Source organism: Desulfosarcina widdelii (assembly GCF_009688965.1).
Lineage (GTDB): Bacteria > Desulfobacterota > Desulfobacteria > Desulfobacterales > Desulfosarcinaceae > Desulfosarcina > Desulfosarcina widdelii.
This window is the reverse complement of record NZ_AP021875.1, coordinates 5697603-5721166: the sequence shown is the minus strand read 5'-3', so window position 1 is coordinate 5721166 and position 23564 is coordinate 5697603. Positions and strand designations below refer to the sequence as shown.

Here is a 23564-nt window from a genome sequence, read left to right as displayed (position 1 = left end):
TGTGGCATTTGAAGGTCTCCAAGCAGTGATATAAGGCTGTAATGTACATATGAGAAGATCTGTAGCCATAAGCCCTGTGGCTGACCACCTTTGCCTTGTTGTTTAAACCTTCAACCATGCCGTTATCGATTCGTAGCTTGAAATAGTTCAATAGACCTTGCTCATGGCGCCTGAGCATCCAGGCAAAATCGCGCAAGGGTTTAAGTCGGGAATGAGTGGCCAACCAGAACCATTTTTTCAGGAATCGGGCTGCCCATCCAATGGTTTTATAGCTCCAAAGGTGTCGAAAGGCTTCTTTAAGCAGGTAAGCACGATTGATTTTCAAATTCAGTTTCTCAAGTGACGACAATCGGCCTTGTTGCTGATCTGTCAGGTTCCATGGGTTTTTCAGCCAGATATACCGGGTATGTTTTACCAGTTCTTTGTGTGGTTTGCCTTTTTCCCGGATTTCATCGCGGCGAACCTGGTCCACGGCATCCATCAGATGGCGGATGATATGGAATTTGTCGAAGACAAGAGCGGCCTGAGGGGCATACTGATGAACAACATCGATATAGGGACGCCACATATCGCAGCAGATGCCTTTCAAACGTTGACATCCTTGTTCACCCAGAAGTTCGAAAAAGGCAACCAAGGTTTCCTTGCTACGGCCCGGAGCGCTCCAAATCAAAGTGCCGGACTCCAAGTCATAGACGTTGGTCAGATAATGATGCCCTCTTTTACGCGAGATTTCATCGATGCCGATGACGGATAAGTCGGATAGGTTTCTTTGTTGGATGCCATAGCCAACGACGTGGTGAACGGCGGAACAAACCGTTCCCCAAGAGCAATGAAACAACTCGGCGACCTGTTTCCAAGGCAAGAACCTGGCCCATGTGGCTAAAAAGCAGGCATAGGCGGTCGTCATTCGTCGTTTACCAGCAACCCAGGGTAAATGCTCCACATAAATGCCATCACACTGCTTGCAAGTGACGCGGCGTGGATGGTAGGCCAGTTCAACAGCGATATTCCACAGGGGTACATGCTTGAAATGCCTCTGTGGCCTGATATCGCGAAAGCGCCCTGGTGATTGGCATTTCCCGCAAAGCGGCCTATATCGTTGATCAGGCATCAGTTGGACGTTGAAAGTGTTTTCGGTTTTGGTGATTGAATCAATTTTAAACCCTTGTAAGGGGATCGTTTCCTTGAGTATAGTTTTGATAAGCATGAGTTCTTCCTCCAAGCGGATTTGGTTATGTTTTGGCCAACAAAAACCATAATCACTTGAAAGGACTCATTCTTTTTTGTCTTATAACGTCAACCGCCTGCACTCATCTCTGATGAGGAGTCCTTTTTCAGTTAAAAATCAGAATCCAATATAAGATTTTCTTTTTGCATTTGCCTTATCAAATAAATAAAAATATACTTTAACGAACTGTGAACCTCTGGAATTGCAATCGGAACCTTTTCTAAAAAAAATGTGGCGCCCAAATTAAACGCTCTTTCCATTGTTTCGTAATCAGGTTTTATTGTATAGCAAACAACTGGTAGCGTCGGAAACGATTTGCGAATTTTCTGCAAGGCATCCAAACTGATATCTATTGCACGATTGCGATCATTGTATTTCTGCTGTGCCTGCTCTACCCAAAAAAGATCAAGCAAGAGAATGTCCGGAGCCTCATTTTTAATTAACGATTCCCATGCATCGATTTCACCGCTTTTAACAATGTCGAAATTAACACCAATCCTTTGGGTTGACTCATCAAGTGCTGTAGATATCGAGTCTATCCAGCTATCGTCCCATGCCACCTCTTCAGCCGAATGCTTCTCTCTGAAAAGATCACTAAAAATGTCGTCAAAAAACAATACTTTTATTCTCATTTGATTCTCCCCCCTTTTTATTAATATTGAATGTCAATTGAACCATATATGGATCAGCTTTTTTTTGAACTTTCCCTCCCAGTTCTTCCACAATACTTAAAATCTGTGGCCAGCCTCTGCCGGAAACTGTTTTATATGGCAATCCATTATCTTGAAATGAAACAATGAATGTTTGTCCCCTTATTTTTAAATTGATATTGATTTCCCCAATGACGCTGTCATCATCTTCCTGCCGAACCATTATCGCTCGAATACTATTGGTAAAAAGATTCTCAAAGATACTTTCAAGCTGTTCATAAGATCCTTCTACCTTAATGCTTTCCAGGTCTGGTTTTTCAATTTCTACATTTATGATCAGATGCGGATTATTCGCCCTTATCTGACAAATAAAGGCTTTAAGCCATTTTATTAACTGAATGTTTTTTTTTCTTCTTTTCAGAATCAGCCCTTGTTCATGGAGATCGGAGAGTAACAGTTCCAGGCCTTTAAGGGTTTTAGATACCTCAGAGTCACTATAAACATGAGGAAATTTCTTTAGCAGGGCGCCCTTCAACGATGCCAAACAATAAAATCCCGGGTTATGTATCTGCTGACTGATACCGGAAAGATGACAGGCCATCCGCTCGTTTAACAAAAAAGATTTAAACAGAGAATTGTACAACATTAAAAATGGTTGCAGGTGAAGGAAGGGTTGAAAGTTAGGTCTTCTGGATCCAAGAACGATAGCGCCTAGATCCTGACTAAGCATGTGGAAGGGATAAATTACATAAGAGTTTATATGGTCATTGCATCTAATAATAAAATCTTTCTCCTTTTTTTTCAGTCCGGGAAAAGCTGCAATTCTATCTCGAAATCTATTTAAGCGGTAATCATTTTTTTTACCATCCAGTGGATATGTAATATCGTTGCAATCTGTTAAGACACTATCAGAAGAAGGAACGAAATCCTGAAGGAACACTTCCATGACTTCGTCATCGAACCATGAAACCAGTCGAATATTTGGCGTGCGCATTCCTCCTGCCTTAAAAAATCCATAACCGATATCAGCAGAAGAAAGCTTTTGATAAGCGCCTATCGCGTCTCTGAAATTAATTTTCGTATCTGTAGCAATGAACCGGGAAAGATTGACTAATTTTTTATGGGCAGTATTAATGGCAATTCTGTTTTTTATGTCGATAATATAGTCAATAACCAAGGGACCATATTTTTGAGCAAAATCATCAGCCAGTTCTTTTTCAGCTTGATTATACGCATCTTTGTTTCTGTACCGGCTTAATTCAATTGTGCAAAAGGTATCACGACCTCTTTTAATCGGTATAATAATAATGCTCTCCACCGTTTTTTTTATTTCTTTTACATAATCCTCATTCATATGCTTGATAATCTGCAAGAAAGGGTTCGGGCCGCCTTCATAGTTTTTTGACCAGATATCCTTGACAAGAATGGATTTCCCGGATGTAATTACCATGCCTGTAAACCCGCTATGGGGATCGAACGGATGCAGGCCCATCCCTTCCCGCAACCATGGCTTTTGATCTTTTATAATATAGAGTTTCTCCACCGGTCCTGTTCTTGGTAATAGGTTTATCTGGCCGATGTCGGCTCCGATTCCCTCCACCAACAAGGTTAGCATCTCATGTAGAATAAATTCTACAGCCGACTCATCTCCGGAAATTGCACGAGAGGCAATTGTCTCAAAAAGGTGGTCAACTTTCAGTCTTTTTCTTTTTATAACTTTTTCCATAATCACTACAATCCGGATATAGCCCCATAAAAAACTACTCAAAATCAGTAAAATCCGGTTAAGTACTTGCATTAACGGTTTGTAGTTCTTGTTCTTTCAAATTTGAATCAGGTGGTTTGTAAAAACCGCCAGCGCGTAATTCATTTTGGATTTTTATACGCAATTGGCGGACTCTTTTGATGGAAACACGCTCGTTAAAGTGTTGATGACAATAAATCGCCAGCAACAAATAGGTGATCAGGCCTGCCAGAATTTGCACCATCAAGCCATGCTCACTTCTGGCGATTAGATGATACACTTTCAGATGCCTTTTCCACCAAGCAAAAAAGTTTTCGATATCCCAACGGAGCTTATAGGCAGCGGCAATTTGCTCGCCAGTCAAATCATAACGATTCGTAGCGATCCAATATTTAACACGATCCACTGCGTAACCAACCAGGCGCAACGGGCTTTGGGTTTGGTTGATTTCTGTGGTGCCCAGAACAACAATGGCATCAAAAAAGACAATGCTATCAGGATCAATGGGGTTTTGCTTAATGATCGTCTTCTTGGTGCCGGCTTTAATCCGGCACATGAACCGTTTCCCATCCTGCTGCCATTGGTCAAAACGTTTATGGCTTTGGTAACCCCGGTCCATCACGCCGGTTTGACCATCGGACAGGATCAAGCTGACGAAAGGTCTTTCAGCCCCGTTGCCATCGGTAAGATAAATCTTTCTGGGGATGGCCTGGTTCAGGTCAAAACCGACATGCACTTTGGCTTTCTTGGATTTTTTACGATAGTCGGCCCAGTGCATGGATAAGGTCGCATCGATTAGGGAACCGTCGATACCCACCAGATCTCCGAGTTCGGGATTTTGCTTGGGTAAAATCGCAGATGCCTGGGCTTGCAGGTCTTGATAGACATACATGAACTGTTCAAGCCCCCGGCTGTTGGTGGCCTCTGAGAAGCTGCTCTTTTTGATTCCGTTTTCCGGTGCGATGGCACTTCGTGCAAAATCATCTTCTTCGAGAACTTGCAGCAGATGTCGAGCGGAATGGTGTTCTTCAAGATGAAAGTAAACCAGCGCGCGCAGATGTTCCTCAAAAGTCATCTGCAATGGCCGGTTTCCTTTGGAGTCAAGAACTGGCATCCGTGACGTTGCCTCAACCGCTGGTTGAAAAAAGGAGAAAAACTCCAAGATATTGGGTTTCTGGAAAGGGTCGAATGTGCGCGGCATGTATAACCTCATGATATAAAAGGATATACAAAATCGCCGCCCATATTGGCGACCCTATGTCAAGCAAAAAATTACGTTTAACCTACTGATTTTTTATTTATTTCATGCAATTCCCTAACCGGATTTTACTGACTCAAAATGCATGAATTTTTTAAATTTTTGGTATCGGATGCGTTCTTTGGGTCAACCTGAGTCTGGTAATGTAGGCGATCTTTTTCATAATCAGAAATCCCAGCTCAAAGTTCTGATAAAAGAGAACAAACAGTTGGTCACTCCGGATACGCAAGGCCTTAGTTGGAACCAGTGTCTTAGCATCACTAAGATATTCGCTTTTTTCAGGTTCAATCAGCGATGAGATCCCTATTACTTCACCAGCTCCGATCGTTTCTATAGGGACAATATTGCCTGTCAGGCTTTCTATTTCCAAAACCACTTCACCTTCTAGAATAACGTACAGGTAATCTGCTGACCTTCTCCTTCTATTCAGGTATGTATTGCTGCTATATATTCTCAATTCTGAAATAGATGAGATGCTCTCAAGCATAAGATCAGACAATTCTTCAAAAAACCGAATAGGCTTTAGAATGCTTTTATCGATCATACAATCACCTCCATTCTATACCTAATAGGAAAACCCTCAATATTTATTTGAAGCCATAAAACTCAAGTCCTGATCGTGGTTATCGTTTGCCTAATATCTATATATTTTTATATGTTTACAATAGGTTGCAGCGCTACTATTATCGTTCAACAAACTCTATTGGTTACTGTTCTTATCCGGTATCGCAATGAGCAACTTTTCTTGAGGCAGGTTAATAGGCAGTTCAAGCCAGAAGTACTTCATTCCAATCAGGTATTGCCAGTAAGGGGTTTTCAACCTATGTTAATACAACATCTCTCGTCGTTGAAATTTTGTGTTTATTTGAGTCAGTGGAGTGAAACCGTCAATAGTGATACCAATACCGGGACGTCCGCTATCGGAGCAATAAAATTTTTCCGAGTAGTTCGTCGAGTCGGCCCCATTTGACGGCCTTACTCAATTTGAGTAAGTGCTTATTTAAGGACGGCAGAGTTAAGCCAGCAATACCTAAATTTATGATAGGTAATAATATCCTATTATAGTCTACATCAACGAAATAATTTTGTCAACAAGTTTTTCTATTCCTTGAGCGACATCTTTTATCTCGGGTCCAATCATATAGGCCGGAGTTGTCACGATACGGTTCTTTTCGTCAACGGCAACCTCAGCTACCGAACAAATTTCATGCTTCACCCCCATTGATTCCAATGCCTGTATCGTCTCCTCATGAATGCCTACCGTTAGCTTCGGATGCCGATCTTTCAAGGCCATCCCAACGGTGGCCGGCGCAATACAAAGAGCACCAATAGGTTTTCCATCGGATAACATCTCATCAAGCAACCGTTTAACATCGGGGTTTACAGAACCCTCAGGTCCTTTAAACGCGAATTCACTTAAATTCTTGGCAGCCCCGAATCCGCCGGGTATGATCAACGCATCCAGATCGCTGCTATTCACATCGCTCAGGCTCTTTATCTCCCCCCGAGCAATTCGGGCAGATTCAGCCAATACGTTGCGCGTCTCCTTTAGCTCTTCCTGTGTTAAGTGATTAATCACGTGCATTTGCGTAATATCAGGAGCCATACACACGATTTCGACTCCCCGCCGATTTAAAAAAAGAAGTGTCAAAACCGCTTCATGGATTTCAGATCCATCGAATACGCCGCAACCAGACAACAAAACTCCCACTTTCTTCTTCATAAACACCTCCATTGTCTCTCATTTTATTTTTTGAGTCATTTCTGCTTATGCGTATTCTACCAGGCCGTAACATTGAATAGTTTTAAGCAAACCGGTGTCTTTGTGCCTTTCCCTAAACGCTTAGTCTACTATTAACCCGGCAATTAAATAGATAAATATTATGCAGCATAAGCGATCTTTGGATGCTTGAAGTATTTGCTAACCCGTCCAGGCAGTTTTTGGAGCTTTCTCAAGTGCGAAATTGCTTTTTTCGTTAACTGATTTTTCGTTCTTGCAGGTATTCCTGAATGAACGCCCGCTTTCAGATCACAGTTCAGGTATTCATCGGGATTCAACTCCGGCGAATAGGAGGGCAAAAAGAAAATCTCAATCTCGCCTTCATGTTCTTTCAACCAGTCTCTAACGATGTAGCTGTGATGGACCTTCAGGTTGTCAACAATCAGGAAGATCTTCTTGTCGGCACCTTTAATCAGCCGATCCATAAACTTGATCATCGTTTGGGAATTCATTTTGTTTTTATAAACCATGAAGCGTACTTTTCCCTGATTGGTGATCGAAGAAATCAGATTGACTCGTTCGCATCGTGGATGAAGCTTGATTTCGGGAGTCTCTCCACGGGGAGCATAACTTCGCCCATGGTAGCTATCGTTACACAACCCGGTCTCATCGCCCCAATGAATTTCCGCGCCTTCTTTTTTTGCTCGCTCGGCAATTTCCGGATATTCATTATCCAGCCAGGCTTTAACAGCCTTGGAATTTTGTTGGTAAGCTTTTTTCAAAGGCTTTTGAGGCGTAAAACCCCATCTATTCAAGTACTCGCCGACGGTCCGAATTGGCATGTCCATGGACCACAACTGCTTGATGAGCTGTTGAACCGCGATGCGGGTCCACAGTGCAAAAGCAAGCTTCAATTGATCCGGGCATTTGTCCCGTATTGCTTTTTGCAGTTCTTTTTCTTGCTCTTGTGTCAGTGTACGGCAGCTTCCCTTTGGGCGGCCGCGTTTTTTGATCGTCACAGCTGGCTTGCCGCCTCTAAGATAGGCTTGGTAGCATTTGCAGGCGGTCGTTCCATGAACCCCGGTAATCTCGGCAATTTCCTTGTACGTTCTTCCGGCTTTTTTAAGTCTTATCGCCTGATTCCGGAGTTGCTGCTGGGCCTCTGTGCTAAGCTTTCGTGCATCGATTTTTTCCATAGGGAACTACATAGCACAGTTTAAATCTAATTTGGAGTATTTATTTGCCGGGTTAATATGATATGAATCCCCAGCCTTATCCCGTGGAAAGTATTTCAGGAAGCCAGAGTGATATGCCGGGATAAAAAAGCAATATCACTGCAACTATGAACATCATTAGGGCAAAAGGTAAATTACCTTTTGCAACTGTCCAAAGATCATCTTTTGTAATGGCCTGGACCATAAAAAGGTTTAGGCCAACCGGCGGTGTAATCAGTGCCATTTCGACAAATACCATTAGAACAACTCCGAATACAATAACATCGATTCCCAAAACGGGCATTAACGGATAGATCACCGGAATGGTGAGCACTGTAATAGCAAGGCCATCTAAAAACATCCCCAGAAAGACATACATTAATAATAGACATGCAATCACTATCGTATGGGAAAATCCTGATGTAACAATCCATTCGGCAAGTTGTCTTGGAATCCTCAAGTGTGCGACCAGATGGGCTAAAATCATAGCGCCGATCATAATCATCATGATTGAAGATCCCAACAATGCGCTCTCTTTTAGAATATCAATAAATTTTTCCCAGCTGATTTGTCTGTAAATAATTGCCGTGAGCATACTATATACAACGAAAACGGCAGCGGCCTCCGTAGGGGTAAAAATACCGGTATAAATACCCCCCAAGACTATGCCGGGAGCCAATATGCCGAGAGATGCATTTTGAGTCGCGGTAATCTTTTGCTTAATTGTAAAAGATACCTTCTGATAACTTCCGGTAAGGATGCTTGAAAAAAAAACATAAATGCAAAAAAAACCGACCAGTATGGCTGCAGGAACGAATGCAGCGGCAAATAGGGTAGCCACTGATGTATTGGTTAAAAAACCATAAACGATCAACCCTGCACTAGGGGGTATAAGAACGCCAAGTGCGCCACCAGCGACACTTCCATAGGATAGTTCTTTTGTGTACTTGTTAGCGAGTAGTTGAGGGATGGCGATCAATCCAATGGCGCCGGCTACAGCCGTGCTAACACCGACCATTGCTGAAACCAGCGCACACGCCATAATAGTTGCGATTGACAGCCCTCCCGGGAACGAACCACTCCACTTACTGGCCATATCGTAAATCCGTTCTCCGATACCACACTTTGATAAAATCACGCCACCCATGATAAACAACGGAACAGCCAGCAGTATAAAGTTATGCAACGTCTTTTCGATAATAATAGGTACCATGGTTAAACTTTGGAATTCGCCAAAATTGGCAAACATACCTATTATGCCTGTCATGCCTAATGCAAATCCGACGGGAACGCCACCGAATATAAAACAAAGGGCCAGGATAATAATACCTGTAACAGGTGCGACATATATAAAATATACACCAATTGCTATGCCGGCTACAAAACCGAATAGCACAGTTACAATGGATATCGCTTGCGCACCCAAATCCTTTTTCAGGGCTGCCAGCAGTTTGATATCAGGTAAAATGTTACGAAACACCTGTAAAAACAGCATGCCCATAGTCAACGGAAAAACAAAATATAAAATCCATTTTGGGTATTGTAACAGTCCGATGCTGGTGATGTTCCCCTGATAGGCCGCCACACAGGTATGGGATCCGTAGTACCCTACGATACCGGCAAATACCAAAGCAAGGACGTTGGCCGCGATGCCTAATGCCAGGCTGCAAGATTCGGGCAACCTTGAGATAAGGATATCGGCAACGATTTGCCTTCTTTCCCTTACCGCATAAGAAGCTGCCAAAAGCACGAACCACATCATGACAAAGAGCGAAGCTTCAAACACCCACACCGTCGGTTTATCGAAACACTTTCGCATGAAAACTTCATAAGTGGCGGCAATGCTAACAAAGAAAATTGCCGCACCGGCAACGGTGCCGAAGCCAAGTGAAAATAGGTCAATAATATTAACGGCTTTAGATTGATATTTTGAATTGAATGGTTCCATTTTTTTCCATTATAAATATATCTGCTGTTGTTGAAGGCAATTTGCTTCGGCCGAAAAAAGCTGGCCGGTCAAGTAACGATTTTCACGGGATCAGTTGAAGATATTCCCTCGTTAATGAAGGTCATCATGACAAAACGGTATCATTTATTCCGAGCCTGGATCATATATCCCCACAATTTTTCACCCATTTCGTGTCCGCATCTCTTAATTGTCCAATCGTGCATTACCGGGGAAACAATCTCTCTTAACCTGGCCCTCTCTTCATCAGAGAAAAAAATCAATTCTTTTATAAGCCCGTCTTTAAATTTCCGATATACTGTTTCCGTTTCATCAATGGCATAGATCCGTGCCCACTGCGAGACTTCTTCTGCGGTCTCTGCGATGGTTTTCTGGTTTTCAGGTGTCAATTTTTTCCATTTATTTAGGTTTATCGCATGCCAAAATTGAAGATAGGGGCTGCTGTAGTCTCGAATCATATATGGACTTGCCTCATACCATTTCGAAAAATAAAACCTTCCCGGACCTGTGGCTGCTCCATCGATAGTCCCTCTCTGAAGTGCCATAAAAACCTCTTTTATGCTTAGCTCAACAGGTATGGCACCAAGGGCTTTGTACATAACCGATTGTGCGGTTCCACTTGCCCTCATTTTAAAATTCTTAAAGTCAGAAACATTGCGAATCGCTTTTTTGCTACCGACAATCCCGACGCCGTATGAAATTGGCGATAGCAATTTGGCGTTTAATTTGGTTCTAAACTGTTCGTCCGCAATTTTACGCACCTCAGGCATATCTAGAAATCGATAAAAGTGTTCGTTATCATTCCAGCATCCCTGTGCTCCAAATGAACTGATAAATTCAAGTTCCGGCGATCTTGCGCCAACATAGGCGACATGCATAATTGCCATGTCAACGCTGCCGTTCACGATCGCCTCAATTTCGCTCTTTGAGTCATACAGTTCACCGGAGGGGTATCGGACAACAGTGATGTTGCCATTGCTCTTTTTCTCTACGAGTTCCTTGAATTTATCGGCTGCCAGCTCCAAACAACTGCCGGGTGACAGATTACTTGACAGGCTTAATTTAATTTTCTGGTCGGCCTCTGATCGGACCGGATAGTTAAGCAGCAATACCGCGCTAAGAACAATGAGGGGAAACCAATAGTTTTGTCTGAGTAAAAATTTTTTCATTCTTTTCTCTCCTTCCGGCAGTGGCTCCAAAAAAATGGACCCGGTTAAAATATGTGATTCAGAGACATCCTTATCAATTGTAGCTTGCTCCAATATTTGACGGTCTCGTAAAAAGTCAGAATTTCCGGTTTTCACCGCTGCAACATATTGAATTTATTGAGTGGCAAATTGCAAAAACGCATTTTAGTGACTTTTTACGAGTTCATCAGTATTTAAGTCTGTTGTACTTCCATCGATTGAAATGACAAGATTCCCATGCGGCCCTACCAGTTTATGGTTAATGAAAACATGACAGCCTGAGCATCATTTTCGAGTTTTGCGTTACTTAGTTCACTGTTTAGGGCTCCGGACGGCAACCCAAGTTGCTGTTCAAGCGATGCATCGTACCCATGAATAACATTTGACTCACTGCTATCAACTAAGGCGTACATATATGCAAATCCAATTTTCAAATATTCAACCGGTTTCACAGACAAACCGGCAGTGAGAGTATGATCGACCTCTGTAGGAACATAAGGATTCAAAAAATTATCATCCATAGCATTGTCGTTGTAATGATAACCTAATGAGGCTTTAAATTTTTCGGAAATAAAATATTCGGCGCCTACCCCGAACGTTAACTGATCATCCACGTTAACAGGAACTTTCAGTGATTGCGGCATCTTGCTGAATTCAAGTTCCAGCTCATCCCATTTGCTGTTCCAGTTGATATACTTGATATCACATGACAGCCTTAGAAAAGAAACCGGCTGGTAAGCCAAGCCAAGGCCTACATTTTGCGGGAATTGAAGGTCATTCACTTTGACATCCTGTTGCTGAATATCAGTAGCTCCCATCTTGATATATCCATCGGCAGATTTAGTCTCTAAATCTGCTAAGAAAGTTGGACTTTCGTAATACAACCCCGCACTTAAAGTCTCGAATGGTTTATAAAGCAGACCAACTGCGCCGGACAATCCCCACCCATCCGCCTTCCCCAAATCAACATACACGCCTCCCAAGGGAAAACGCATGTCAAGGGTGGCATAATCAATGCCCAGACGAACGCCGACCGAAAGACTGGAAGTTATATCGTAGGCAATCGTAGGCCCCAATCTCAAATGAAGAAGCTCAGACGAACCGTTTGTTGAACCGAAGTTTTTTGACCATACTGAGTAATCCGTTGCAAGTGCGTCCATCGCAGCGAATGACAAACCATAAGATATCCTTGAATTTTCAGATTTATGAGAATAGCTTACCCCAGGGGCTAAAAGAATCCTGTCCTTATCTGTTGAGGTAACTCTTTGATTACCCGTACCGTTGTACGTGTAATCAAAATTGGGAAAGATCGCAAAGAGGTTAACATCCAGACTGTTTTTCTCAGTTTCTGAGATTATAGCGGGATTGAAATTCATATTACTGGGATCTTCTCCGTTGGCAATGGAAGTGCCTCCCCGTGCCATCGCATCCGCGTTAAATCCTATTGGCCGCGTGAAATCTATGAATGCATCGGCATTTTGGATTCCGGAAAATGAACACAACACAATACAGAACACAATGAAAAACTCCATTCCTGACATTTTCATCTTTTTTCTCATTGCTCCCCCTCTGCGTTTTGCGTGACAAATGAAACTTATTAATTTGACTTTGTAAAGATAATTCTTGAATTTTCTTCTTTAATATCATATGGTTATCTCCATGAAAGCAACCCAGGAGGAAATCTGATGAAGCCCACGAGACAGAATTGCTTGTCCGTGTCGCCGGGCGTTTTGTGAAATTTGTGAAAAGTTTTAGTCACCATTTCAAATCCTACCGTCACGATGTCTCCGACAAAGCGCGCCAATACGCCTGCGGACTGATGCAGGCCGGTGTCCGTAAGAACATGGACCGTATGGAGGAAGTGGTCCCGGGATCCAATTCGCGCAACCTGCAACAATTCTTGACGCACTCGAAGTGGGATGCCCGTGCAGTTATTGATCAGGTTGGCAGCGAGGTCGATGCACATTTGGGCGATAAGAAGTCCGCGGCGCTTCTGATCGACGAAAGCGCCTTTGCCAAGCAGGGTAGCCGCTCGGTGGGGGTTGCCCGTCAATGGCTGGGGCGGTTGGGCAAAGTCGATAACGGCCAAGTGGCTGTCTTCGGCGCTTTGGCCAACGGGCGGTTTGTTGCTCCTATAGATGTTCGCCTCTACCTTCCCAAGCAGTGGACACAGGATCCGGAGCGTTGCAAGAAAGCCGGGATTCCTGAGGTTGATCGCGTGTTTCTCACCAAAGAGCAGCAGGCGTTGATGATCGTCGAGCATGCTATAGCTATGGAGCGGCGCTTTGGTTGGGTCGGCGCCGATGCCGGATATGGCAAGACTCCCTCCTTCTGTCTTGCCTTGGATCGGATGGGACAGCAATTTGTGGTCGATCTTCATTCGGACCTTCGCGTTTATCTTCAAGACCCGCATCCTTATATTCCTGAGCGCAAGAGCAACCGCGGCCCCAAGTTCAAGCGTTATCGGAGCGATGCCAAGCCTGTAGAGGTCAAGGATGTTGTCAAGCGTTTCGAGTTGGCCTCCCAGCCGACACTTAAAGTACGTCGTACCACGCGGGGTCCTCTGAAAGTTCGCGTCTTGCGCGTTCCGGTTTATGTGTGGGACGGCAAATCGGCCACAGCCGCCAAGTGGTCTTTGGTTGCCACACAGACGCTCGCCAAACGGCCGGAAGTAAAGATTTCGTTGACGAATGCTCCCGAATCGACAGATTTGGCGAGGCTGGCGTGGATGCAGCTTCAGCAGCGCTACTGGGTGGAACGTGCCTTTGAAGACGGCAAGAGTGAGTGCGGTATGGCGGATTATCAGGTCCGCAAATGGTCGGCTTGGCATCATCATATGGCTATAGTGATGACGGCAATGCTTTTTATGCTGTCGGAACGAATACGCCACCAGGAAAATCTCCCGCTACTCTCGTGTGCTGACATCGAAGAACTCTTGTCACGATTTCTCCCACGCCGAGACGTTACCAGAGAAGAAGTTTTGCGCCAAATGGGACAACGCCATCGCCGTCGGCAGGCCGCGATCGAATCCCGTACGCGTGTGGCTTTGGCGCGGGGTGCATCGGCTACGGGATAACGTTACGAAGTCAAATTAATTTCGGACCTATAACCAAGATTAAGGCCACTTAGTGACCGAATCTGCCCCAGGCAGCTGTTATCAAGGAGGCGACAAAATGAACATCGATCAACTCAAAAAACGGTTCCCGGATGAAGATCGGTGAATGGTGGAATCTATTGCCGGCGCCAACTTAAAACTCTTTACCTTATTCTTGGTCCGTCAAATTTATAAAGCTGACAACCAAGACTGTTAAATAGAAAGTCGTAATTCGGCCTTGATCATCGTTTCGGCCGGATAGGGAAAGCCCAAAAATCAGGCAATCGTAGTTTTTATGGGGGGTCCCCTAAATCCGTTATAATCGGCTCTTTTAAAGCCGTAGATCAACTAGTTCAGCAATATCAAATACCTTTTGGTCTTCAGTGAATTTTTTCATACCATCGGTCAGCATGAGAAGACAAAACGGACAAGATGTTGCGATTAAGTCAGCCCCCGTATCAAGGGCCTCCTTAGCTCTCACCTGGTTAATTCTAGTGCCGACTTCTTCAGCCCAGTAGTTTCCGCCACCGCCACCGCAGCAAAAACTTTCGCTTCGATTACGGGGCATTTCCACAATCTCGCCCATTGAGTTGATAACATCCCGAGGATCGTCGAATATGCTGTTACGCCTTCCGAGATAACAGGGGTCATGATAACATATTGTTTTTGATTCTCTGTTAAGGTGCAGCTTACCCATTGCAATGAGCTTTTTTACAAACACTGAATGCGGAGAAATTTCGTAATTCCCGCCTAATGCAGGATAATGACGCTTAAAGCTGTTAAAACAATGGGGGCACATGGTTATAATCTTTTCAATTCCCAGAGTGGAGAAATCTTCAATGTTCTGTTGGGCTAGTTCGGTAAACAGGAATTCGTTGCCCATCTGCTTGGCTGGATCCCCCGTACAACGATTTTCTTCGAGGATTCCAAAGGAAATGCCTCCGGCCGTTAATATCCTTACCATTGCCCTGGCAATCTGCTGAGTGCGTTCTTCATAGGTGACAGAACATCCTATCCACAGCAAATAGTCGGTCTTTCCCTTTTCAAAAATCGGAACTTCAAGGTCTTTGCACCAATCTTTAGGACCGGCACCGGTTCCGAAAAACGGGTGGCCCCTGAGTTCAAGGCTGTTGTTGGCTTTGCCCATCAGTTCGGGAATCTCGGAGCGTTCCATAACTAAATTTTGCCTGAGCTTCAGAATCGTTTTCGGCTGATTTATCAAGGCAGGACATGCCTCCATGCAGGCGGCACAAGTTGTGCAACAAAAGAGTGCGTCACTGGTTACTGAATCGATTAGAGAATCTTCCTCCTCTTTACATTCTTGCAGAAACTCCGCAAGCGTAACGATTACACCCTTGGGTGACAATGGTTTACCTGTCCCGGCCGCGGGACAGACCTCATGACATCGCCCACACCACAGGCACGTTGAATAGTCGAGTAATCGTTTACGGCTGAGATCGGTTAATTTGGAGGCTCCCAGCGAGGGTATCTCCTCACTTTCTTCGTCCTCAAAAGAGGAAAAATCGATCACGCCCATTTTTGTGCCTGGCATCGGATTGGCCAACGCTGCATTAACGGGCACCAGCAAGATATGCACCAATGGGGAGTATGGGATATATGCCAGAAAGCCCAAAGCAAGAATCCCGTGTGTCCACCACGCATAACGGTGCAAAAGCCATCCATCGGTCTTACCAAACATCGCCGACAGGTAGTTGCCGATGAATGAGCCTGGGTCAGGGCCGTTGCAGGCAATTCTTGCGCCTTCAACCAGGAAACCCGAAATGATCACCAGTCCAAGTAGAACGACGGCCGGTACAAACCCGCTTCGGGACTTTGGTTCGGTCAACCATTCAGGAGGAAATATCAGTCTTCTGACCAGGAAAAAAACAATGCCGCCCAAAACAGCGCATCCTGAAAAATCCAACGCAAACGACATGAACCAGCGGTTAAATTCACCACGAAAAACAGGCAATCCGAATAGCACGTTAAAAAATACCAGAACGGTCCCCAAAAACAGGATGCACATTCCCCAAAATAGCCCACCGTGGGCAACCCCGGTATAGATTTTTTTGTAGATCTTGGTCCCCAGGATACCTTTTGTAAGTAGTGCATGAACGTAAACCGGGCCAATTTTCCCAGCCGTGTTTGACAATTCCGGATTTACCCTGACCTTGCCCTGGCGGATGCGTATCCAATGTTTATAGATGCCGTAAACAAAAATGACGACCACCGGCACGGCTAATACGTCAATAAGAATACCAAAATTAATGTTCCAATAAGGTATCCGCTCCATTTAACCTTCCTCTTTCAGCGTTTCAATCAACACAGGGACGATTTTTTTATAATCGCTGACAACGCCGAATCTCGCGCGCTTGAAAATATTGGCCTCTTCATCTTTATTGATTGCGACAACGCATTTGGCATTTGCGATTCCGGCCAGATGCTGGCTGGCTCCAGATATACCCACGGCGAAATAAACCCCCGGAGCTACAATTTTCCCCGTTTGTCCAACCTGCTGGGTCGGCTTCGCCCACCCCTCGTCAACGGCGCCTCTCGATGCACCAACCGCGCCATTAAACAAATCGGCCAGGGTCTGAAGTATAGGGAAATTTTCCGCGCCACCAATCCCCCTGCCGCCGGATACAATAACTTCCGCATCCTCAAGAGGTATCCCCTCCGCCTTTTCCTCTCTCTCGGTGATTAGTTCGACTTTTTTCCCATCCGAGCCCAGCAGCTTCGATTCAGTGAAACCCTGCAGATCAGCCGCTTCAAAATATTTCCGCCGGATGGTCAATACGGCAGGCATTTTTTTGAGTTTATAAGTTGCAACCGCTTTTCCGCCATACAAAGGTCTTTCAACAACAAGCTCCGGCTTGATTCCGATGACTTCTGAAACCACCGGTGCTGAAAGTTTAATGGAAAGCGGGGCCGCAATTCCGGAGCCAAGGGTTGAGGCGCTTAATAAGATAATTTCATAGCCCTCCTTCAGTATCAATGAAGCAAGATCTGAAATCAGATTCGAAGCAACGGTATCCTCGACCTGGTATGCCTTGGCAAAGGATCCGGGAATTTGTCCGGATCCCACGGCAACAATATCCGGTTTCTCACAAAATTCCCTGCTCACTGTCACCAGCTCGCCAAGCCTTTTCGGCTCAATCATTTCAATAATCAATGTTTTCATATATACCGCTCCTCCCTCAACCTTCTCAACAAAATTTTAGCAGTTTCTGCTATGTCATCTTCGGCCGGCAGGAATTCACATACAGATTCCATTTTGGGAATTTCTACCGAAACTTCATCGACTGGCATCGCTTTATCCTCTATTGCCGGAAGTATATCCACTGCCTTCTTTTTCGCCGCAAAAATTGATCTGACTGCCGGAATTCGGGGAACATTTTCCGGAACACTTGTAATCGACAATACGGCCTTTTCCCTACATTCCAGCTCGCGAATACCGGTTTCCGTGTTTTGGGTCACTTTCCATTGGCCATCCAGATACTCAATACCGGCAATCTGAGGAATAAAGACAAACCCCAACTTTTCTGCCAACATTCCATGGACAAGCCCTCTGTCCATATCTGCCGATTGCTGCCCTGCCAGCACCAAATCCACATCTCCCAAACTGTCCAGAGCCATTTTGAGATTTGCCGCGATAACCGAAGCGTCATCAGAACTTCCCGTAACTAAAAGAAGTTTGTCGCATCCCATGGCCACGGCTTTTCTAAGAACCGGGATATCGTCTTTATTTCCATAAGATACAATCGTAAGAGTTGAGGAATACTTCTCTTTTAATTGCACGCCCGATTCGATTGCGTTCTCGTCGTATAACCCCATCATCCGCTTGTAGCGCTTATGTGCTCGGCTATCTGCCAGTTCAAAATCGCTGGCTGGGACTTCGTAATCCGGCACGACTTTTGCTAATACCACAATATGCATTGCAAACCTCCTGTTTCGGGACGGATGGAACGTTTCAACCGATCCGTCTCGGGCACCCATAGAATGTTTCAAGCAATCAGAGTATAATTCCGGCTATATCCCCTTGTATTCGGGGGCCCGTTTTTCTGAAAAAGCTCGAAACCCTTCTTTCCGATCTTCGGTATCCCGCAGGATACCCCACAAAAGATGCGCATACGCAATCCCATGATCCAGGGGCATATCCAGCCCCATCATCACCGCCTGTTTAGCGGCCTTGACGCTCAATGGCGCATTGACTGCGATCTTTTCTGCGTATTGCTTGGCCAAGTTCATCAACTCGTCCGGCTCCACGACATCGCTTATCAGGCCGATCCTGTATGCTTCCTGGGCATCAATCATCTCGCCGGTCAATATCATTTTCATTGCGATCGCTTGCGGAATGGCACGTGGTAAACACTGGGTGCCATTTAATCCCGCCAGGCTCGCTACCTTCGATTCCGTTAAAGCAAATTTGGCATTAGAGCTCGCAATCCTTATATCACACGCCAGCGCCATTTCAAGCCCGCCACCGATCGCAAAACCGTTAATAGCCGCAATGATAGGCTTCCACATTTTCATATGGGGAATCAGCGGTTGTCCGTCTCTTAGATAGCTTGCCGCCATACATTCTTTCGGAGGCGGAGTTTTTTTCATATCCGTACCTGTAGAGAACGCTTTTTCACCGGTTCCAGTCAAAACGGAAACACGGATATCAGGATCTGTTTTGACTTCATTCCAGATATTAATCAATCGGTCATACGATTCCGGGTCCAAAGAATTCATAGCTTTCGGTCTATTTAAGGTAATGTAAGCTACATGATCTTCTTTTTTAAATTCAACCCCCATCTCTATCCTCCCTATCACTTCAAATTCCGCTAAGCGATGCCCTTAGCCAATTTCTATATTTGGAATCAGAGGCTATCTGAAAATCACAGTTGTTACATAGCTGGACAGTCGGATAACCAATATCGAGATCTTAAATCTTCAGTCTTCCTTTTCCAATATGAAGGGATCATAAGTCTGTTTTTGCCTGAGCAACTGTCTTGCAACCAGCCATCTGTGAATTTCGGATGGGCCTTCCAGTATCCTCCAAATCCTCACCATTCTGGAAACATATTCAATGCCCAATTCTTGTGTAACGCCGATACCGCCATGTGCCTGTATGGCCCTATCTGCAACGCGGGTCAGCATTTCCGTTGCGGCTACTTTCACACTTGCGCCCTCTATTCTTAAATCCTTATACCCCTGATCGGACTTCCATGCTGCGTAATAAAGCAGCCATCGAACAGACTCCAGGTCAAGCGTTGAATCTGCAATCCAGTTCTGAATTGTCTGGCGGCTGGCCAAGGGCTTGCCGAAGGTTGTTCGGTTGTTGGCCTGGTCAATCATCATCTGAATTAGTCTTTCAGCCATTCCGGTACAATGGGACGCCAACTCAATTCTACGAACCCCAAAACGATTTTGTAAGGGAATAAACGCTTTTCCCACCTCTCCGAGGACGGCATCGTCACTGAGTTCAACATCTTCAAGAAAGAAATCCCAGACAGGCATTGCACCGATAACCGGGACCTCCCTTCCTATTCTTACCCCCGGGTGTTCTCTATCGACAAGAAAGGCCGTAAATCTATCCTTTGTGGACGCCTCGGGATCGGTAACCGCAATCACGATAAAAAAAACTTCCGGATAATCACACTTGCTAATGAAAGTTTTCGCTCCGTTGAGAATCCATTTATCACCTTTCCTCACCGCTTTTGTCTTAAGGCCGCTAACATCAGAACCGGCATCCGGTTCCGTCACTGCCATGGCCGATTCAATTTCTGCATTGCAGTAGGGCGCAAAATATTTTTCCCGTTGGCTTTCAGTACAGCAGTCATTCAAATAGTACAGGTTTGGTGCATCCGGAGGTAGGGTAAATGCGTGATGTGAAAATCCGACCAGGCATTTTGACATTTCCTCTACTACCAGGGTCTTCGCTAGCATTCCCAGTCCTTGACCGCCGAACTTCTCTTCTACCTCGAGGCCCCAGAAACCAAGATCTTTTGATATTTTCATCAGTCTTTCATGATCCTTTTCGGGAATCAAAGGGCCGGGCTCCGTCCATAGAGCCAATTGGCGCTCAAGTAAGGTCTTCTCCAGAGGCATCATCTCCCTTTTTACAAACCCACGCATTGACTCTTTTAGCATCATATATTCTTCAGATATACTGAAATCCATTCTTTCCCTCCATGTTTAAAAGTCGGCAATTGGTAATGCACTTCCCCATAGAAAAACTGGCATTATTCTTTTTTAACATCACGATATATGATTATACGCGATGTTCATGTTAATACATCTTCCTCTTTAAGTTGATTCACTTCTTTCTCCGAATATCCCAACAGTTCCATTAAAACTTGCTCGGTATCCTGACCGAGAACCGGTGCCGCAGACTTCATTTCCAGAGGCATTTTGGAAAAAATCATCGGCCCCCGGTTGTAAAGCGTACTCCCCACGACAGGATGATCGAGATATGCCCAGAAATCACGTGATCTTAGATGGTTATCTTCAATGGCACCCCGTGCATCGTTGACAATACCAGCGCAAACTCCCTTTTGAAGCAGTTTATCCATCATAAGGTCGGCATAGCGGCTTTTGGTCCACTGCTGAATATTCTCATTCAATTCATTTTCATTTTCTTTGCGGTTCGCAAACGTGCTGAATTTATCATTTTCCGCCCAAGCCGGATTGCCCATCACGGTTTTAAGGGCCTGCCATTGCTTTTCAGAGAAAACGGCGATTGCGATCCAACTCCGGTAACCAATGGCCGTATATACACCGTGCGGCGCCGCATCTGGATCACCGTATCCCAGGGGGCCTAACATCTCGCCATTTGCCGCGAAGGTTAAGGCGTCCGACGGTTTCATACTGATAGCTGATTGAAGCTGTGAAACAGCCACTGTCTGTCCCTTTCCTGTTTCTTCCCGCTGAAGGAGGGCCGCCATGATACCGAAAAGCGTGTGGCCGGGCACCATGACATGATCCGTATAATTCGTACCCGTACCAAAGGGCCTTTCCCCGGGAAAACATGCCCTTTCGGTCAACCCGCACAAAGCGTTGAGATTCACTCCGTATCCCATATATGCTTTATGTGGTCCTGCGGTTCCCTGGAGACTCATGGTTACATAAATAATTTTCGGATTAATTTTTTGCACATCCTCCCATCCCAGTTTCCATTTTTCCATCTGGCCTACACGAAAATTATTGATAATAATATCACTCTTTTTTATCAACCGGACGGCAACGTCACGGGCTCTTGGCTGGGTCATATTCAATGAAATGCATTTTTTATTGGGATTCCGGTTCGCAAAATATCCGCTACGCTCCAGCCCCTCGTTAATACCATCCTTAAAAGGTCCTCCCTTCCTCAATATGTCCGGTCTCTTTTTACTCTCGATTTTGATAATTTCCGCACCGCACTGACCCAGGATATTTGTAGTTATCGGGCCTGCACCCACCCATGAAAAATCACAAACAACGATTCCCTCGAGCGTCTTTTTAAGATTCGGCAACATGGACTATCCCCCCCTTCGCAAAGGCCTTTATTTCATTTTCACTATATCCGAGTTCCTCAATAATTTCGGTTGTGTGCTGACCAAATGCCGGGGCCGGATTCCCCAATCGCCAATTTATCTTCTCAAGCTCATATGGTGCACCGGCATAGGTAATGTCTCCGTCAAGATTGTCATGATGCAGGGTCTGCCAGAAGTTGTTATATCTGAGCTGAGGGTTTTCAAGGAGATCTTTGCCGTTGCTTACCGGGGAGACTGCGACCCTATGGGCCTGGCCCTGTTCATATAGATACAATTTATCGTGTTTCATCGTATAATTTTCGAAAATACGGCAAAACGTTTCATATCCTTCATCCGTTTGCCTATATCCCGGATCGATCCACTTGTCATCAGCAAGCACTTTCCAATCTTCGACCCCCTCATCCTCCATCCACTTTACGAAAGGATCCCACATCACTTTATTGCTACCCATAATTGCAACAATGACAATGAAGCCGTCTTTGCATGGGTGAATCGTTCCAGCCCCCGACTCTTTTCCGCGGCCCCTTCGAATTACGCCCTCAAGATCCCAGTATTGTGCTGCATTTTCAAGGGCCATTGCCGCAGACTCCATGCATGACACATCAACGAACTGGCCAATTCCGGTCTTCTTTGCGGCAAGCAGAGCGATTGAACTTCCCACGGCGGCATATGCTTCGGCCATTCTATACGCTTGGTTGTCGGGGGCTCTGACCGGTTTATCGTTATCGACGCCGGCTAAATACAAAAACCCTCCCAGAGCCGAACAGGTCAAATCAGATCCTGGGTATTCGGCATAGGGGCCAAATTGACCGAAAGGTGTTATCGATGTATGAACCAATTTGGGATTTACACCGCTAAGGTGATCATAAGAGAGGCCCATCCCCGCAAGATAGCCTGGTGTTGTGCTTTCTATTAAAAGATCAGCTGTTTTGCATAGCTCGATAAAGATCTCTCTTCCTGCTGAATTGTTAAGATCAAGGACCACTCCCCTTTTGCCGGCGTTGTAATAAAGGAACTGAAGACTTCCCTCCCGGTTAGGAATGTTTTTATAAAAAGGCCCGATATTTCTTAGGGGATCTCCGGTTATCTGCTCAAGATGAATGACATCGGCTCCAAGACCGGCATATAGTTTTGCTGCATATGGTCCTAATTCCCCTGTGAAATCGATTATCTTCAAGTTCGATAAAGACCCGTCTGTTTCCATAGTTATGATCTCCTTAAAATGAGTTCATCCTGCGTATAGACTTCTTCCTCCACAAATGTACAGCACCTGACCTGTAATGAAATCCGTATCATCATCTGCAAAGAACATCACAGCATTGGCAATGTCATCAACTTCACCCAATGTTCCGGTAGGCTGTTTTGCCAATAGCGTTTTCTTTAGCTTTTCCGGTGCTTCATCCCACATGGGGGTATGAATCAATCCTGGTGCAATACAGTTTGCCGTAATACCCTTCCTGCCCAGTTCAATGCCGAGGGTTCTTGTTAATCCTACCATTCCGGCTTTTGCAGAAGAATAAGGAGCCTGTCCCGGTCCGCCAAGCCATGCTCGGGAAGCAATATTGATGATACGACCGTGTTTCTTTTCGATCATGGAAGAATGAACAGCCTGGCTGCACAAAAAAGCACCTTTCAGGTTTACGTTAATTGTAATATCCCAATCGGCCTCACTCAACTTTCGTAAAAGACCGGCTTTTTCAAGTCCGGCATTATTAACCAGAATATCGATACCCCCAAAAGTATCAACTGCGGTTTTAACCATCTTTTCGACCGCCTCTTTATTGCAAATATCGGCTACTTGTCCGAGAACCTCAAAACCGGCTTTGTTGAATTCTTCAACCGTCTCCTCAACTTTTTCAGCTACGACATCATTTATTACGATTTTGGCCCCCTGTTCCGCCATTCTCAGAGCCGTCTGCTTTCCCATTCCGCTTGCCGACCCGGTTATTAGGGCAACTCTATTTTTTATTCCCATATTACACC

Annotated in this window: 18 protein-coding genes and 1 pseudogene; 1 reads left to right on the top strand and 18 read right to left on the bottom strand. The window is 45.1% G+C overall.

The window, feature by feature from the left end; translation table 11 throughout:
• Positions 1 to 40 precede the first annotated feature (40 nt).
• The 10 genes and pseudogenes from GN111_RS34015 to GN111_RS26180 form a co-directional block, all read right to left on the bottom strand.
• A pseudogene (locus GN111_RS34015) lies at positions 41 to 1111 on the bottom strand (ISL3 family transposase); the annotation flags it as partial.
• A 227-nt stretch (positions 1112 to 1338) separates the two neighbouring features.
• Positions 1339 to 1860, bottom strand: coding sequence for a DNA-binding transcriptional response regulator (locus tag GN111_RS26220; protein WP_155306584.1), 522 nt, complete (start codon positions 1858 to 1860; stop codon positions 1339 to 1341).
• A complete protein-coding gene (locus GN111_RS26215; RefSeq protein ID WP_155306583.1) occupies positions 1835 to 3604 on the bottom strand; it encodes a histidine kinase in 1770 nt (589 codons plus the stop codon). The genes GN111_RS26220 and GN111_RS26215 overlap by 26 nt, the downstream gene beginning before the upstream one ends.
• Positions 3605 to 3662: 58 nt before the next feature.
• Positions 3663 to 4823 (bottom strand): IS4 family transposase, encoded by a 1161-nt coding sequence (locus GN111_RS26210; RefSeq protein ID WP_170302471.1) that lies wholly within the window; start codon positions 4821 to 4823, stop codon positions 3663 to 3665.
• Between the two features lie 151 nt (positions 4824 to 4974).
• Positions 4975 to 5424, bottom strand: coding sequence for a Crp/Fnr family transcriptional regulator (locus tag GN111_RS26205; RefSeq protein WP_155306581.1), 450 nt, complete (start codon positions 5422 to 5424; stop codon positions 4975 to 4977).
• Positions 5425 to 5946: 522 nt separating this feature from the next.
• Positions 5947 to 6603, bottom strand: a complete 657-nt coding sequence (gene elbB / locus GN111_RS26200; protein ID WP_155306580.1) for an isoprenoid biosynthesis glyoxalase ElbB — start codon at positions 6601 to 6603, stop codon at positions 5947 to 5949.
• A 158-nt stretch (positions 6604 to 6761) separates the two neighbouring features.
• Positions 6762 to 7796 (bottom strand): IS630 family transposase, encoded by a 1035-nt coding sequence (locus GN111_RS26195; protein WP_155306579.1) that lies wholly within the window; start codon positions 7794 to 7796, stop codon positions 6762 to 6764.
• Positions 7797 to 7872: 76 nt separating this feature from the next.
• The gene (locus GN111_RS26190; protein ID WP_155306578.1) at positions 7873 to 9762 is read right to left on the bottom strand and encodes a TRAP transporter large permease; all 1890 of its coding nucleotides are present in this window, start codon (positions 9760 to 9762) and stop codon (positions 7873 to 7875) included.
• A gap of 140 nt (positions 9763 to 9902) precedes the next feature.
• On the bottom strand, positions 9903 to 10949 hold the full coding sequence (locus GN111_RS26185) for a TRAP transporter substrate-binding protein (RefSeq protein WP_155306577.1): 1047 nt from the start codon (positions 10947 to 10949) through the stop codon (positions 9903 to 9905).
• Positions 10950 to 11212: 263 nt separating this feature from the next.
• On the bottom strand, positions 11213 to 12526 hold the full coding sequence (locus GN111_RS26180) for an OmpP1/FadL family transporter (RefSeq protein ID WP_155306576.1): 1314 nt from the start codon (positions 12524 to 12526) through the stop codon (positions 11213 to 11215).
• 146 nt (positions 12527 to 12672) lie between these two features.
• Here GN111_RS26180 and GN111_RS26175 point away from each other — a divergent pair, with 146 nt between their 5' ends.
• Entirely contained in the window at positions 12673 to 14043 is a 1371-nt protein-coding gene (locus GN111_RS26175; protein ID WP_155306575.1) for an IS701 family transposase, read from the top strand.
• Positions 14044 to 14392: 349 nt separating this feature from the next.
• Here the strand turns inward: GN111_RS26175 and GN111_RS26170 are convergent, their stop codons facing one another.
• The 8 genes from GN111_RS26170 to GN111_RS26135 all read right to left on the bottom strand — a co-directional run bounded on the left by GN111_RS26170 (position 14393) and on the right by GN111_RS26135 (position 23556).
• Complete coding sequence (locus tag GN111_RS26170; protein WP_155306574.1) at positions 14393 to 16354, bottom strand: (Fe-S)-binding protein; 1962 nt, start codon at positions 16352 to 16354, stop codon at positions 14393 to 14395.
• Entirely contained in the window at positions 16355 to 17242 is an 888-nt protein-coding gene (locus GN111_RS26165; RefSeq protein WP_155306573.1) for an electron transfer flavoprotein subunit alpha/FixB family protein, read from the bottom strand. It abuts the gene before it with no gap.
• Complete coding sequence (locus GN111_RS26160; protein ID WP_155306572.1) at positions 17239 to 17997, bottom strand: electron transfer flavoprotein subunit beta/FixA family protein; 759 nt, start codon at positions 17995 to 17997, stop codon at positions 17239 to 17241. Before GN111_RS26160 ends, GN111_RS26165 begins: the two co-directional genes overlap by 4 nt.
• A 93-nt stretch (positions 17998 to 18090) precedes the next feature.
• Complete coding sequence (locus GN111_RS26155; protein WP_155306571.1) at positions 18091 to 18861, bottom strand: enoyl-CoA hydratase/isomerase family protein; 771 nt, start codon at positions 18859 to 18861, stop codon at positions 18091 to 18093.
• Between the two features lie 138 nt (positions 18862 to 18999).
• Entirely contained in the window at positions 19000 to 20229 is a 1230-nt protein-coding gene (locus GN111_RS26150; RefSeq protein ID WP_155306570.1) for an acyl-CoA dehydrogenase family protein, read from the bottom strand.
• Between the two features lie 104 nt (positions 20230 to 20333).
• Entirely contained in the window at positions 20334 to 21563 is a 1230-nt protein-coding gene (locus tag GN111_RS26145) for a CaiB/BaiF CoA transferase family protein (protein WP_155306569.1), read from the bottom strand.
• Entirely contained in the window at positions 21547 to 22785 is a 1239-nt protein-coding gene (locus tag GN111_RS26140) for a CaiB/BaiF CoA transferase family protein (RefSeq protein WP_155306568.1), read from the bottom strand. Before GN111_RS26140 ends, GN111_RS26145 begins: the two co-directional genes overlap by 17 nt.
• 24 nt (positions 22786 to 22809) lie before the next feature.
• Positions 22810 to 23556 (bottom strand): SDR family NAD(P)-dependent oxidoreductase, encoded by a 747-nt coding sequence (locus tag GN111_RS26135; protein ID WP_155306567.1) that lies wholly within the window; start codon positions 23554 to 23556, stop codon positions 22810 to 22812.
• Positions 23557 to 23564 lie beyond the last annotated feature (8 nt).